Below are 13,362 nucleotides of genomic sequence, written 5' to 3'. Positions count from 1 at the left end.
CCTCTAGTAGAGGGTTAGGGTTCACCCCCTGATCCTCGTTGGTGACAGCTGTCGTCGGCCGCTGGTCTGGCCACGCCGTAACCGGTCGGCCGAAGCCAATCTCGAAGGAAAGGACCGGAGATGACACCTCCGCACAACTACCTGGCGGTCATCAAGGTCGTCGGCATCGGGGGTGGCGGCGTCAACGCCGTCAACCGGATGATCGAGGTTGGGCTCAAGGGCGTCGAGTTCATCGCGATCAACACCGATGCGCAGGCGCTGCTGATGAGCGACGCCGACGTCAAGCTCGACGTCGGCCGGGAGCTGACCCGTGGCCTGGGGGCCGGGGCCAACCCGGACGTCGGGAAGAACGCCGCCGAGGACCACCGCGACGAGATCGAGGAGGTGCTCAAGGGCGCCGACATGGTCTTCGTGACCTGCGGCGAGGGCGGCGGCACCGGCACCGGCGGCGCGCCCGTGGTGGCCAACATCGCCCGCAAGCTCGGCGCGCTGACCATCGGCGTGGTGACCCGGCCGTTCTCCTTCGAGGGCAAGCGCCGCCAGGTGCAGGCCGAGACGGGGATAGACGAGCTTCGCAACCAGTGCGACACGCTGATCGTCATCCCGAACGACCGGCTGCTGGCCCTGGGCGATCGCAACATCAGCATGATGGACGCGTTCCGCACGGCCGACCAGGTGCTGCTCTCGGGTGTGCAGGGCATCACCGACCTGATCACCACCCCGGGTCTGATCAACCTGGACTTCGCCGACGTCAAGAGCGTGATGAGCGGCGCCGGCAGCGCGTTGATGGGCATCGGCAGCGCCCGCGGCGAGAACCGCGCGGTCGAGGCGGCCGAGGCGGCCATCTCCAGCCCGCTGCTGGAGCAGAGCATGGACGGCGCGCGGGGCGTGCTGCTCTCCATCGCGGGCGGCTCCGACCTGGGCCTGTTCGAGATCAATGATGCCGCCCAGCTGGTCACCGACGCGGCCCACCCGGACGCCAACATCATCTTCGGCGCGGTCATCGACGACGCGCTCGGTGACGAGGTGCGGGTGACGGTCATCGCGGCGGGCTTCGACGGCGGCACGCCCGCGTACAAGGCGGCCGAGCCGACCCGCAAGACCAACACCAACCAGCCGGCACCGCAGAGCACTCCGACGCCGGCGCCGGCCACCAACCCGGCTCCGGCCCAGTCGCCGCGTCGCGTGCTCTTCGACGACGTGGACGTTCCCGACTTCCTCAAGAACGGGTCCTGAGCACCGCCGATGACCGACAGCTCAGCCACGGTACGACCAGATCGGCACGCCGAACTCGCGGCCGGTCTGGCCCAGGTGCGGTCCAGGGTCGATGACGCCTGCGCGCAGGCCGGCCGGGACCGCGCCGAGGTCACGATGATCGCGGTGACGAAGACCTACCCGGCCAGCGACGTGTTGGCGCTGGCCGGGCTCGGGGTGACCGACATGGGGGAGAACCGCGACCAGGAGGCGGCCGGCAAGGCCGCCGAGGTGGCAGCCGCCGGGGTGAGTCCCCGCTGGCACTTCATCGGCCAGTTGCAGCGCAACAAGGCCCGTTCGGTGGTCCGCTACGCCGACGTGGTGCATTCCGTCGACAGTGTCCGGCTGGCCCGGGCGTTGGCCACCGCGACCGCCGACCGGCAGGAGCCGCTCGACGCTCTGGTCCAGGTGAGCATCGACGGCGACGCGGCCCGGGGCGGAGCCCTGCCCGGCTCGGCGGATCCGGGCGCCGGTCTGGAGCCGGTGGCCGAGGCGGTGGCCGACGCGCCGGGGTTGCGTCTGGTCGGTCTCATGGCGGTTGCTCCGCTGGGGTGGGAGCCGGAGCGGGCCTTCGTCCGGCTCGCGGAGGTTGCCGGCGCGTTTCGGGCTGTCCATCCGGGAGCCACCGCGTTGTCCGCCGGTATGAGCGGGGATTTCGAAATCGCGATCCGTTACGGCGCGACACATGTCCGCGTCGGTAGCGCGTTGCTCGGAATGCGTCCCACGCTGCGGTAGCCTGACCGCGAGACAAGCAAATTACATCAGTGTTGTTTCAGGGGCGGGCGTCTCCTAGTCGGGGGTCGTGGCGCGCGACGCGAATCGCGCGCTGGGGGATTGCCGTTCCGGTCCGATGGGCATGGTTGTCCACTCGCGACGGGCGACATGGCACGGGGGCGCGTGCCGCACGGCGGACGGAAGGGCGCGGGATGGGTGCACTGCGCAAGGCGGGGGTCTGGCTCGGTCTGGTCGAAGAAGACGACGAGCGGGCCTACGACGACGGTGGCTACGACAAGGGTGGCTACCGCGACTCGCGTTACCGGCAGAGCCGGTACGCCGAGGAGTTCGCCGACGACGACGAGGACGACGCCGAGGAGCCGCCGGCTCCCCGGTCGCGCGACAGCGGGCGGGGTCGACTCTCCGAGCGGTCGAGCGGGCGGTTGAGCGAGTCCGAGCGCGGTGACGGTGAGCGGCCGGAGCGGATCGAGCGGTCCAGCGTCCGGTCGATCACCCGGTCGTCGGCGGGCGAGACCTCCGGTGCGTTGACCTACCACACTCGGGACAACCTGGCCCTCGCGCCGCAGGTCACGTCGCGTGAGCGGGCCCTGCCCGAGGAGGAGCAGCGTTACCAGATCACCACGCTGCACCCCACCACCTACCGGGAGGCGCGCACCATCGGCGAGCACTTCCGCGACGGCGTCCCGGTGATCATCAATCTCACCGAGATGGATGAGGCCGATGCCCGCCGTCTGGTGGACTTCGCCGCCGGACTGGCGTTCGGCCTGCGCGGTACGATCGAGCGCGTGACCAATCGGGTGTTCCTGCTCTCACCGGCTAACGTCCAGGTCACCGCAGAGGACAAAGCCAAGATCGCTGAGGGCGGCTTTTTCAGTCTGAGTTGACCCCGCCCGACCCGAGGGACGTCGCTGACCGTGTTGTCGATCTTACTGCAAGTGCTGTACCTGATCCTTTATGTCTTCCTGCTCCTTCTTCTGTCCCGGTTCGTGTTGAGCGCCGTCCTTCAGTACGGCCGTCGCTGGCAACCGGGGCGTGGAGCATCGGCAGGATTGGAATCCGTGTGGAGCGTCACTGATCCCCCTCTCAACGCGTTGAGGCGTGTGATCCCTCCGCTGCGAATTGGTACCGTGAGCATCGACCTGGCCTCCCTTGTGCTCCTGGTTATCCTGTTCGTGCTGATGGAGTTCGTGTTAGGGCCGTCGATCAGGGCATCTGCCTGATGACCGACGCGCTTTCGCGGCCGCAACTGACCCGAGGAGTTTCGATGCCGCTGACCCCGGCCGACGTCCACAACGTCGCCTTCAAAAAGCCGCCGATCGGCAAACGGGGGTATGACGAGGAGGAGGTCGACGCCTTCCTTGACGAGGTCGAGCGCGAGCTCGCCCGTCTCATCGAGGAGAACAACGAGCTGCGCGCCCAGGTGGAGCGCGGCGGCCGTGGCGGTGCCCCCGCCGGCCCCGGCGGCGACGCCCGACTGGCGGCGGAGCTCAACGATGTCAAGGCCCAACTGGACCGGGTGCAGCGCGACAAGTCGGCGGCCGAGCAGGCTGCCCGCGCGATGCAGGCCGAGCTGGAGCAGGTCCGCGCGACCGGCGGCCCGGCCGGCGGCGTCACCGGTGACGGTGAGCAGCAGGCCCTGCGCGTGCTGATGATGGCCCAGCGCACCGCCGACGACCACGTGTCCGACGCTCGCCGCGAGGCCGACCAGCTGCTGTCCGAGGCTCGCGGCAAGGCCGAGGAGGTGACCCGGGAGGCGCGCGCGAAGGCTGACGCCCTTGAGCGGGACGCCCGCCAGCGGCACCAGGAGGCCATGGGCGGCCTGGACGCCAAGCGCACGGCGCTGCAGAAGCACATCGAGGAGCTCAAGCAGTTCGAGCGCGAGTACCGCACCCGGCTCAAGGCGTACCTGGAGAGCCAGCTGCGTGACCTCGACGGTCGTGGCCAGGGCCTCGAGGCCGAGATGACCCGTTCCGAAGCCGGCCGTGTCGCTGGCGGCAACGGGCTGGCCGCAGCGGGTCTCGCTGGTTCGTACGGCGGCGGCGGGCGCTCCGGCGCCCTCGAAGCCGGACGCTGAGCACCGGCCGGCGATCGCTGTCCGCCAATGGTGACGGTCGCCGGCCCGGCCTGGACGGTTCGACGCGGCGGGGGTGAGCCGTGATAGTCGCGAGTCTTCTGCTCATCCTCGTCGCGGTGGTGCTACTGGTGCTCGGCCTGGCCGGTGGCTCCAGCTTCTTGTTGGTCATCTCCATCGCGGCCAGTCTGCTGGCCGCCGTGGCGTTGGTGGTGGGCGCCCGCCAGGCAGCCGCCAACCGCGCCATGGCGGATCCCGGCCGGACCGACCGGCGGCACCCCGACGCGCCCCGCACGGCCAGCCAGGCCACACCGGGTGTCGCGTACGGGCCACCGCTGGTCGAGCCGGAAGTGCCGGTCCAGCACGTGCCCACGACGTTTGGTACCGGCGGCACCGGGTGGCGGCAACCACCCGCGCCGCCGGTCGACCACGCTTCGCCGATCGATGAGGCGTCGCCGGTCGCCCCGCCGCACGTCGATGACGCGTCGCCGTTCGTGAGTACGGCGGACGAGGTGCCCTCGCGGGCCCGGCCGGTCAGCCCGGCGTCGCCGATCGCGGCGTCGAGCGACGATGTGTTCGACCCCGCGGTCGCGGCGGTCGACGAGCCGGCCGCCCAGCAGATCACGGCCGCCGAGGCGGCCCGGGTGGCCCGTCTGCTCGACGCCGTCGAGGTCGTCGACGGCCGCCCCCGTTACCACCTCGACGGCTGCCCCCACCTGATCGGCTGGCAGCCCGAGACGTTGCCGGTGGCCGAGGCCGTGGAACTCGGCTTCACTCCGTGCGCGCACTGCGCGCCGGCGACCGCTCTCCTCGCCGACGCCCGGCCGATCTGAAGCGGCGCCGGTGCCCGCGCAGGACACGCTCACCGTGGCGGTACGGGTGAAGCCCGGTGCCTCCCGGGACCGGGTGGGTGGCCGCTTCGACGGCCCGCACGGGCCCGCCCTCGTGATCGCGGTCCACGACCCTGCCGTCGACGGTCGGGCCACCGAGGCCGCCCGCCGGGCGTTGGCCGGCGCGTTGGGCGTCCGACCGTCCGACGTGTCACTGCGTGCCGGCGCGGCCAGCCGGGACAAGCTCTTCCTCGTCGATCGGCCCGGCCCGGGGTTGCCCGAGGTGCTGAGCCGCCTGCGCGACGGATCCGCCGAGTGAGGACAGCCCAGGCAAGGCAGCCGTGACGCCCGGGTTGGATATCGCGCTGCTGCTCGGTGCGGCGGTGCTGCTGGTCGCTGTCGGCGCGGTCCGACTCTCCACCCGGCTCGGCGTGCCCAGCCTCCTGGTCTACCTGGCTCTGGGCGTGGCGATCGGCGAGAGCGGGTTGGGCATCCGTTTCGACGACGTCGAGCTGACCCGGACCCTCGGCTTCTGCGCGCTGATCGTGATCATCGCAGAGGGCGGCCTCACCGCCCGGTGGACGACGCTGCGCCCGGTGCTCGGGCTGGCCTCCGCGCTCTCCACGGTCGGCGTGATCGTGAGCATCGTGGTGGTCGGCGTGGCCGTGCACCTGCTGCTGGGGCTGGACTGGCGGTTGGCGCTGCTCTATGGCGCGGTGCTCTCGTCCACCGACGCGGCGGCCGTCTTCGCCACCCTGCGCCGACTGCGGTTGCCGCCCCGGCTGGTGGCGACACTGGAGGCCGAGTCGGGGATGAACGACGCCCCGGTGGTGCTGCTGGTGGTGCTGCTGTCCCACCGGGGCTTTGCGCACCCGTGGTGGTACGAGGTCGCGCTGGTCTTGTACGAGCTGGGCGTCGGTGTGGCGGTCGGCGTGGCCGCGGGTGTCGCCGGCACCTGGGCGCTGCGCCGGGCGGCGCTGCCCTCGGCCGGGCTCTACCCGATCGCCGCGGTGGGCATCACCGTGCTGGCGTACGCCGCGGGGGCGGTTCTGCACGCCTCGGGCTTCCTCGCCGTCTATGTGGCAGGGGTGTTGCTGGGCAATGCCCGCCTGTCGCACCGGCAGGCGATCCTCGGTTTCGCGGACGGGCTGGCCTGGCTCGCCCAGATCGGCTTGTTCGTGCTGCTCGGGTTGCTGGCCTCGCCGGGCCGGCTGGACGCGGCGGTGCTGCCCGCGGTGGTCGCCGGGCTGGCTCTGGTGCTGTTGGCTCGGCCGCTGTCGGTGGCCGTGTCGGCGTTGCCGTTCCGGGTCGGCCTTCGAGAACAGGCGTTCCTGTCCTGGGCCGGGCTGCGGGGGGCGGTGCCGATCGTGCTGGCCACCATCCCGCTCTCCGAGCGGGTGCCCGGCGCGGAGAGGCTCTTCGACGTGGTCTTCGTGCTGGTGGTGATCTTCACGCTGGTGCAGACCGGGACGCTGGGGCCGTTCGCCCGCCGGTTGCGGGTGACCGCGCCGGCCGAGGCCGCCGAGATCCACGTGGAGACCGCGCCGCTGGAGCGGATGCGGGCGGATCTGCTCCAGGTGGAGGTGCCACCGGGCTCGCGCCTGGCCGGCGTGCACGTCGACGAGCTGCGTCTTCCGCTGGGCGCGGCGGTGACCCTGGTGCTGCGCGACGGCGTGGGCTTCGTGCCCGCACCGGACACCCGGTTGAAGACCGGCGACAGTCTGCTGATCGTGGCGACCGCAGGGGTGCGGGACGCGGCGGAACGGCGGTTGCGGGCGGTCAGTCGGCGGGGTCGTCTGGCCCGATGGTTTGGTGAGTACGGGGATGAGGTGCCCAGTTGATCTGCTAGCGTTCCCTTTGCCCCAGTTAGGCAGGGCTAGGGGCTGTTAGACGGTGCGACGGTGCGGCACGTTGTCGGACGCCTGTACGTTCCGTATTCTTGCCAACCTCCGGAGTGCGCGGCCATCGTCGCCGTGCGCCCCTTTTCGTACATAGGGGACGCCCTGGTCGGCGCCCCCTGACCAGGCGCCGCGGACCGCGCGGTTCCCCCGGCCGAGGGAGCGACCCATGGCGAAGCCATCCGACACCAGGACCGCCGGGCGCAAGCCGGCGGCGAAGGCCACCCGCAGCACCGCGGAGACCGAGAAGATCCGGGCGGCGCTGGCGGCGCGACGGGACGAGCTTCGTGCCGAGTACGATCAGACGCTGAGTGAGATCACCGAGCTGCAGCGCGATCGGCTGACCGACTCGGCCGGGGACGACCAGGCCGACACGGGCACCAAGACGCTCGAGCGGGAGCAGGAGATCTCTCTCGCCAACAGCATTCTGGAACGGATCACGCAGGTGGAGCGCGCTCTGGAGCGCCTCGACGAGGGTGGTTACGGCTGGTGCGAGCGGTGCGGCAACCCGATCCCGGTCGAGCGCCTCGCCGCCTTCCCGTCGGCCACCCTGTGTGTGACGTGCAAGCAGCTGGAGGAGCGGCGCTGAGGTCCGTTCCCCGGCGGCGATGAGACGGTGAGCGATCACCGCCAAGACTGTCGATGGGGAGCGCATGACCGCAGTACCGTCCGCCGAACCCGGCCGCACCGACCCGGGCGGCGGCACCCGCCGGCCCCGGACCGTCGCGATTCTCGCCGGAGTCGCCCTGGTGGCCCTGCTGGCCGACCTGGTCACCAAGCACCTGGCGCTGGCCGCGCTGACCGACCGGGAGCCGGTCCGGCTGCTCGGCGGGTTCGTCTACCTGAGCCTGACCCGCAACAGCGGCGCGGCCTGGAGCATCGGCGCGGACCACACCTGGATCTTCCCGCTGATCACCATCGGCGTGGTCGGCTGGATCGTCTGGATGGCGTTGCGGCTGCGCTCGCTGCCCTGGGCGATCTCGCTCGGCCTGGTGCTCGGTGGCGCGTTGGGCAACCTCGTCGACCGGATCTTCCGGGCGCCGTCCCCGTTCCACGGGCACGTGGTCGACATGATCAGCCTCTTCGACCCGTACGGTCAGGTATGGCCGGTGTTCAACCTGGCCGACAGCTCGTTGGTCTGCGGCGTGCTGCTGGCCGTCCTGCTGGAGTTGACCGGCCGCCAGCGTGACGGCCGGCGGGCGGGGCGCGACGGCGACCCGGCCACGACGGACGCCGCGTCGGGCGCCGAGCAGCGGGAGCGGGCATGACCTCCGCATTCGCCGCTGGCGGCGACCACCGTTCCCTTCCGGTTCCGGACGGCCTCGACGGCATGCGCCTGGACCAGGCCGTGTCCCGCCTGTTCGGGCTCTCCCGCACCGCCGCCGCGGCTCTGGTCGACGCCGGAGACGCACTGGTCGACGGCTCCGCCCGGCCCAACTCGCACAAGGTCAAGGCCGGCTCCTGGCTGGACGTCACGCTGCCCGCCCCGGTCGCGCCGCCGACCGTGGTGCCGCAGGCGGTGCCGGGCCTGCGGGTCGTCTACGCCGACGACGACATCGTCGTGGTCGACAAGCCGGTCGGGGTGGCCGCGCACCCGAGCCCCGGGTGGACCGGGCCGACGGTGATCGGCGCGCTCGCCGCGATCGGGCACCGCATCTCCACCAGCGGCGCCGCCGAGCGCCAAGGCGTGGTGCACCGGCTCGACGTGGGAACCACCGGGATCATGGTGGTGGCCAAGAGCGAGCAGGCGTACACGGCGTTGAAGCGGGCCTTCAAGTACCGCGAGGTCGACAAGGGCTACCACGCGGTGGTGCAGGGTCACCTCGACCCGCTGCGGGGCACCGTCGACGCGCCGATCGACCGGCACCCCACCCACGACTACCGGTGGGCGGTGGTCTCCGGCGGCAAGCCGAGCATCACCCACTACGACACCCTGGAGGCGTTCCCGGCGGCGAGTCTGGTCGACGTCCGGCTGGAGACCGGCCGGACCCACCAGATCCGGGTGCACTTCTCCACCCTGCGGCACCCCTGTGTGGGTGACCTCACCTACGGCGCCGATCCCACCCTCTCGGCCCGTCTCGGCCTGGCCCGGCAGTGGCTGCACGCCCGCGAACTGAGCTTTTTGCACCCCCGAACGGGGGACGAGGTCCGGTTCGTCAGCGACTACCCTGACGACCTGGACCGTGCGCTTCAGATCCTGCGTGACTGAGCGGCGACCGCCCGACACCGTTCCACAGAGGGGATCCCGCCCGTGCGCGCCGGCAACCTGCTGCGGCAGCTGGACCAGCGGTTGCTGCCGCCGCTGACCCGGGCCGTGGCCCGGCTGGGCGACCGGTCGTCGCGATCCGGTGTGCTCAGTTGGGCCGCCGTGCTCTCTGCGGCGGCGGTGCTGGGCACCGCCGTCTGGGCCGTCGACGACACTCCGGTCGGCGACCGGACGGTGGGCGAGGTGACCCGGGTCGGCGTTGCCGACGGCGACTCCGTCCCCGGCTACCTACGGTCCGCCGCGGCCGACCTGGCCGCGCTGCCCGCGACCGCCGAGGCCGCCGAGGCCGCCGAGGGTGGGACGTACGCGCTGGTCACGCTCGAGGCGTACCTGCCTCCGCAGCGGCTGGCGACGGTGCTCGGCGACGTCGGGGTCTCGACCGTCTTCGGGCGGGTTCCGCTGCCCGGCCGGCAGACCGAGATCGTCAAGATCCCCGCGCTGCGGGTGCCCGACGACGTGGTCGCCGGGATGGAGCAGGTGGCGGCCCGCAAGGAGACCGAGGCCGCCGACTACCGGGCCAGGGCCGCCGCTGTCGACGGCGACGGGGTGGGCGAGCGGGAGTTGCGGGAGCAGTACGCCAGCGGCGCCGAGGTGGCCGCCGCCGAGGCGGCCGCGTACCGCACCGGCTGCGCCTGCGTCTACGCGGCGGTGGTTCGCGCGACGCCGGTGGCGCTGCGCGGTGTGGCGGCCCGGCCGGATGTACGGGCGGTCGACCCCGCCCCCGAGGTGTACCGGCTGGACCGGACGGTCTTCACGCCGCCCCTGCCCGAGCAGCGCGACGTGGTGCGCCCGCCGGCCGACACCGGGCCGAGTCCCGCACCGACCCAGTCCGAGCGGCCAGCGCCGGTGATCACCGCACCTTCGCCCTCGGCCCCCGTGGGCGAATCGTCGGAACCCGCACCAGTCGTGACGATTCCGTCACCCGAACCGTCGAAGCCGGAGCCCACCGAGTCGGCGCCGCCGAGCTTCACCACCTCGCCGGACGCCACCGTCGCCGAGCCGTCGTCGTCGTCGCCGTCGTCGTGATCTGCGCCGGCTGGTGTGCGCTCTGAGGTGTGGTCCGAATAGGGTTGGGTTCGTAGCCTGTCAGACAGAGATCGATGGCGCTGGGAGGGCGGGCCGTGGAGGGCAGTGAGACCGGCTGGGGCCGGCCGGCCGAACCAGCGCCGCGGTGGCGCGCGTTGTTGGACCGTGCCCGGCTCAGCGGTCGCGGCGCGGAGCAGACCGAGCCGGAGCGGCGCGGCGAGGAGCCGCCACCGGACCCGCTGCCACGGCGTGCGGCCCCCAACGGCTACGCCGGGCGGGCACCCGCCATCGGGCATCCGGGCGACCTGTCGTACGGCGCGGAGCCTGGTTACCGGGCCGAGGCGACCTACCGGGTCGACCCCGCCTACCGTGCCGAGCCCGCGTACCGGGCCGAGCCGGACTACCGGGCTGAGCCGGCGTACCGGACCGAGCCTGGTTATCGGGCCGAGCCGGACTATCGAGCGGAGCCGGCGTACCGGACCGAGCAGCCGGACTACCGCGCCGAGCCCGGCTACCGGGCCGAGCCGGGCTACCGCGCTGAGCCGGACTACCGCGCCACGCCCGGCTACCGGGCCGAGCCGGATTACCGGGCCGAGCCCGATTACCGGACCGAGCCGGACTATCGGGCGGAGCCGGATTACCGGGCCGAGCCGACGTACCGGGCCGAGCCGGAGCCACCGGCACGCGGCCCCGATCCGGTCCCGTCGCGCTACGCGTTGCTGGACAACGGCTACCGACCGGGCGACCCGCCGGTGGAGTCGCGCTACGCCCTGCTGGAGACCGGCTACCAGCCGGAGACCGGCTACCCGGCCGTCGCGCCACCGCCCCCGCCGGTCGCCCCGCCGCCCGCGCCGCCGGTCGCCGTGCCAGTCCCGCCGCCAGTCCCGCCGCCGCCCGCCCCGGCGGTCGGCTCGGCGGTCGCCGAACGTGCCTACCCGCCCCGGATCGAATGGCGCCCACCGGCCGTCGACCAGGAGCAGGAGCGCGCCAACGGGGTGCTCCAGCGGGACCTGGGCACGCCCCGGGTGTTCGCCTTCGCCAACCCCAAGGGCGGGGTGCACAAGACGACCGCCACAGTGCTTGCCGCGGCGACGGTCGGCAGCGTCCGCGGCAAGGGCGTGCTGGCCTGGGACGACAACGAGCTGCGCGGCACCCTCGGCCTGCGCGCCGGCAGCGCCCGGCACGCCCGGACGATCCGGCACCTGATCAGCGACCTGGCCCAGATCGAGATCCTGGAGGACGCGACCCTGCTGGACCGGCTGGACGACTACCTGCGGCACGCCTCCGACGGCTCGTACGACGTGCTGGCCGGCGAGGAGAGCCCGCGCTTCGCCCAGCGACTGGACCAGTTCACCGTCCGGCGGGTGCTGGAGCTGCTGCGGCGTACCCACGACGTGGTCTGCGTGGACACCGGCAACAACGTGGAGAGTCCCAACTGGCGCACCGTGATGCAGGCCGCCGACCAGCTGGTGGTGACCACTGTGCCCCGGGAGGACGCGGCGTTCAGCGCGGACTGGATGCTCGACCTGCTGCACGAGGAGGGCATGGGCGAGTTGGCGGACAACGCGATCACCCTCATCTCCTGCCCGACGCCGGGTCGCTCGACGCTCCAGGACGACCTGGAGCGGCACTTCGCCACCCGTACCCGGGGCGTGGCCGTCGTGCCGTACGACCCGGCTCTGGAGACCGGGTCGTCGATCGAGTACCACCAGCTCCAGCCGGAGACCCGTCAGGCGTGGCTGCGGGCCGCGGCGATGATGGTGGAGCCGTTCGCCCGGTGAGCTGGTCTGCCGCCACCGGAGCCCCGGCCGCGTACCGGGCCTGAGAGGATCATCGGGTGAGCCCGGACAACCCCGACCGCGAGCGGCCCGTCGACGAGCCCGGCCAACCCGCGCCACCCCGTACGCCGGACGCGAGACCGCCGGAGGCCGACCCGTCGACCGGGACAGCGCCGGGCGAGTTCGGCCCGGGCCACCTGCCGGCCTCAGCGGCGTACCAGAGCTCGCTGGAGCTTCGGTTCGACGAGCCGCGTCGTCCGCTGCGTGCCCTGGCGACGGTGCTGGGCGCCGTGCTCGCGCTGGCCGCGCTGGGTGTTCCGCTCGGGCTGCTCTGGGCCGCGCTCGCCCCGGACACCCCGGTGCTCAAGACCGCCGAGGGGGCGATCTACGCCGAGCCGCAACCGGAGCAGCCGATCGCCGCCGACGGCTGGTTCAGCCTGCTCGGGCTCGCCTTCGGGCTGCTCGTGGCGCTCGCCCTGTGGTTCGTGCTGCGTCGGCGGCGCGGCCCGGTCGGGTTGCTCGCCGCGGTGCTCGGCGCGTTGGTCGCCGCGCCGGTGGCCTGGCAGGTGGGACGGCGGATCGGCCTGGCCACCTTCGACCGTTTGCTGGCGACCGCCCCGGCCGGGCAGGCCTTCAGCAAACCCGCCGACCTGCGGGCCGGTGGGGTGGACTGGTTGCTCGGCGTGCTGCCGGTGCCGCACGGCAACCTGCTGCTGCCGGCGTTCGGGGCCGCGGTCATGTACACCCTGCTGGCCGGCTGGTCGCGGTGGCCGGGGTTACGCCCGGAGCCCGAGCCGGGGGAGTTCAGTTGGGTGTCGGCGGGGACGCCAGCTCCGCCAGCGGCACCGGAACCGCCCGCACCTGACGCAGCAGAGCCGCCTCGCGGTTGAGCAACCGCAGCTCGGCGCGCAGCCGGGAGGCGGTGTCGTCGATCGCCAGCAGCCGTTGCCGGTCGTCGACGGTGAGCGCCGCGGTCGCCGCCACCAGGTGCGAGAGCACCGTCGGGTCCTCCGGCAACTGCTCGGAGATCTCCTCCGGGTCGGAGCGGATCAGGCCGAGGTACTGCCGGAAGACCGCGATCACCCGGGCGGCCAGCAGATCAGCCACCTCGTCCGGGCCGCCCGGGTCGGGCAGCCACTCGACGTCGGCGGTCAGGTAGGGCTCGGCGCTGTCGTCGACCTCGGCGATCCGGAACCGGCGGCGGCCGACCGTGACGATGTCGAAGCCACCGTCGGCCAGCTCGGTCACCTGGCGCAGCTCGGCGGTGCAACCCACCTCGTGCAGCGTCACCTCGCCCACGCTCGACGTGGCCGGGGCGCCGGCGGGCGCGACCTCCCAGCCGGCTTGGATGGCCACCACGCCGAACTCGCGCGGGGCACCCTCGGGCAGGTCGACCAGGTGTCGGACCAGCGCCCGGTAGCGCTCCTCGAAGATGTGCAGCGGCAGCACCAACCCGGGAAAGAGCACCGTTGCGAGCGGGAAAACCGGCAGCCGTGCGGTCACA

Annotated in this window: 15 protein-coding genes; 14 read left to right on the top strand and 1 reads right to left on the bottom strand. The window is 72.6% G+C overall.

Going from position 1 to position 13,362, the window contains the following annotated elements; genetic code table 11:
* The first annotated feature begins 120 nt into the window (after positions 1-120).
* The 14 genes from ftsZ to ACQRWP_RS18975 all read left to right on the top strand — a co-directional run bounded on the left by ftsZ (position 121) and on the right by ACQRWP_RS18975 (position 12,748).
* Complete coding sequence (gene ftsZ, locus ACQRWP_RS19040) at positions 121-1,236, top strand: cell division protein FtsZ (protein ID WP_238680143.1); 1,116 nt, start codon at positions 121-123, stop codon at positions 1,234-1,236.
* Between the two features lie 9 nt (positions 1,237-1,245).
* Positions 1,246-1,989, top strand: coding sequence for a YggS family pyridoxal phosphate-dependent enzyme (locus tag ACQRWP_RS19035; RefSeq protein WP_430496567.1), 744 nt, complete (start codon positions 1,246-1,248; stop codon positions 1,987-1,989).
* 191 nt (positions 1,990-2,180) lie between these two features.
* Positions 2,181-2,873: a cell division protein SepF gene (locus ACQRWP_RS19030; protein ID WP_430496565.1), complete on the top strand. Its 693-nt coding sequence runs from the start codon at positions 2,181-2,183 to the stop codon at positions 2,871-2,873.
* A 30-nt stretch (positions 2,874-2,903) separates the two neighbouring features.
* Positions 2,904-3,209 carry a YggT family protein gene (locus tag ACQRWP_RS19025; protein WP_030334503.1) on the top strand — a complete coding sequence of 102 codons (306 nt, stop codon included), beginning with the start codon at positions 2,904-2,906 and terminating at the stop codon, positions 3,207-3,209.
* Positions 3,210-3,253: 44 nt separating this feature from the next.
* Entirely contained in the window at positions 3,254-4,063 is an 810-nt protein-coding gene (locus ACQRWP_RS19020; protein WP_124820047.1) for a DivIVA domain-containing protein, read from the top strand.
* An 80-nt stretch (positions 4,064-4,143) separates the two neighbouring features.
* Complete coding sequence (locus ACQRWP_RS19015; protein ID WP_430496562.1) at positions 4,144-4,893, top strand: hypothetical protein; 750 nt, start codon at positions 4,144-4,146, stop codon at positions 4,891-4,893.
* A gap of 10 nt (positions 4,894-4,903) precedes the next feature.
* Positions 4,904-5,209: a DUF167 domain-containing protein gene (locus ACQRWP_RS19010; protein WP_430496560.1), complete on the top strand. Its 306-nt coding sequence runs from the start codon at positions 4,904-4,906 to the stop codon at positions 5,207-5,209.
* A gap of 22 nt (positions 5,210-5,231) precedes the next feature.
* Entirely contained in the window at positions 5,232-6,731 is a 1,500-nt protein-coding gene (locus tag ACQRWP_RS19005) for a potassium/proton antiporter (RefSeq protein WP_430496558.1), read from the top strand.
* A 226-nt stretch (positions 6,732-6,957) separates the two neighbouring features.
* Positions 6,958-7,377 (top strand): TraR/DksA family transcriptional regulator, encoded by a 420-nt coding sequence (locus tag ACQRWP_RS19000; RefSeq protein WP_124854350.1) that lies wholly within the window; start codon positions 6,958-6,960, stop codon positions 7,375-7,377.
* Positions 7,378-7,441: 64 nt separating this feature from the next.
* On the top strand, positions 7,442-8,056 hold the full coding sequence (lspA, locus tag ACQRWP_RS18995) for a signal peptidase II (RefSeq protein ID WP_430496556.1): 615 nt from the start codon (positions 7,442-7,444) through the stop codon (positions 8,054-8,056).
* Positions 8,053-8,997 carry an RluA family pseudouridine synthase gene (locus tag ACQRWP_RS18990; protein ID WP_091407730.1) on the top strand — a complete coding sequence of 315 codons (945 nt, stop codon included), beginning with the start codon at positions 8,053-8,055 and terminating at the stop codon, positions 8,995-8,997. Before lspA ends, ACQRWP_RS18990 begins: the two co-directional genes overlap by 4 nt.
* Before the next feature lie 42 nt (positions 8,998-9,039).
* Positions 9,040-10,080 carry a hypothetical protein gene (locus ACQRWP_RS18985; protein ID WP_430496554.1) on the top strand — a complete coding sequence of 347 codons (1,041 nt, stop codon included), beginning with the start codon at positions 9,040-9,042 and terminating at the stop codon, positions 10,078-10,080.
* Positions 10,081-10,154: 74 nt separating this feature from the next.
* Entirely contained in the window at positions 10,155-11,861 is a 1,707-nt protein-coding gene (locus ACQRWP_RS18980) for an AAA family ATPase (RefSeq protein ID WP_430496552.1), read from the top strand.
* Positions 11,862-11,917: 56 nt separating this feature from the next.
* Entirely contained in the window at positions 11,918-12,748 is an 831-nt protein-coding gene (locus ACQRWP_RS18975; RefSeq protein WP_430496551.1) for a DUF2567 domain-containing protein, read from the top strand.
* Here ACQRWP_RS18975 and ACQRWP_RS18970 read toward each other — a convergent pair.
* Positions 12,663-13,361: an LON peptidase substrate-binding domain-containing protein gene (locus tag ACQRWP_RS18970; protein WP_430496549.1), complete on the bottom strand. Its 699-nt coding sequence runs from the start codon at positions 13,359-13,361 to the stop codon at positions 12,663-12,665. The genes ACQRWP_RS18975 and ACQRWP_RS18970 overlap by 86 nt on opposite strands.
* Position 13,362 lies beyond the last annotated feature (1 nt).

It is taken from the genome of Micromonospora trifolii (assembly GCF_050516465.1).
Lineage (GTDB): Bacteria > Actinomycetota > Actinomycetes > Mycobacteriales > Micromonosporaceae > Micromonospora > Micromonospora trifolii.
Note: the sequence above shows the minus strand (reverse complement) of the source record. Positions and strands in the feature narration are given on the sequence as shown.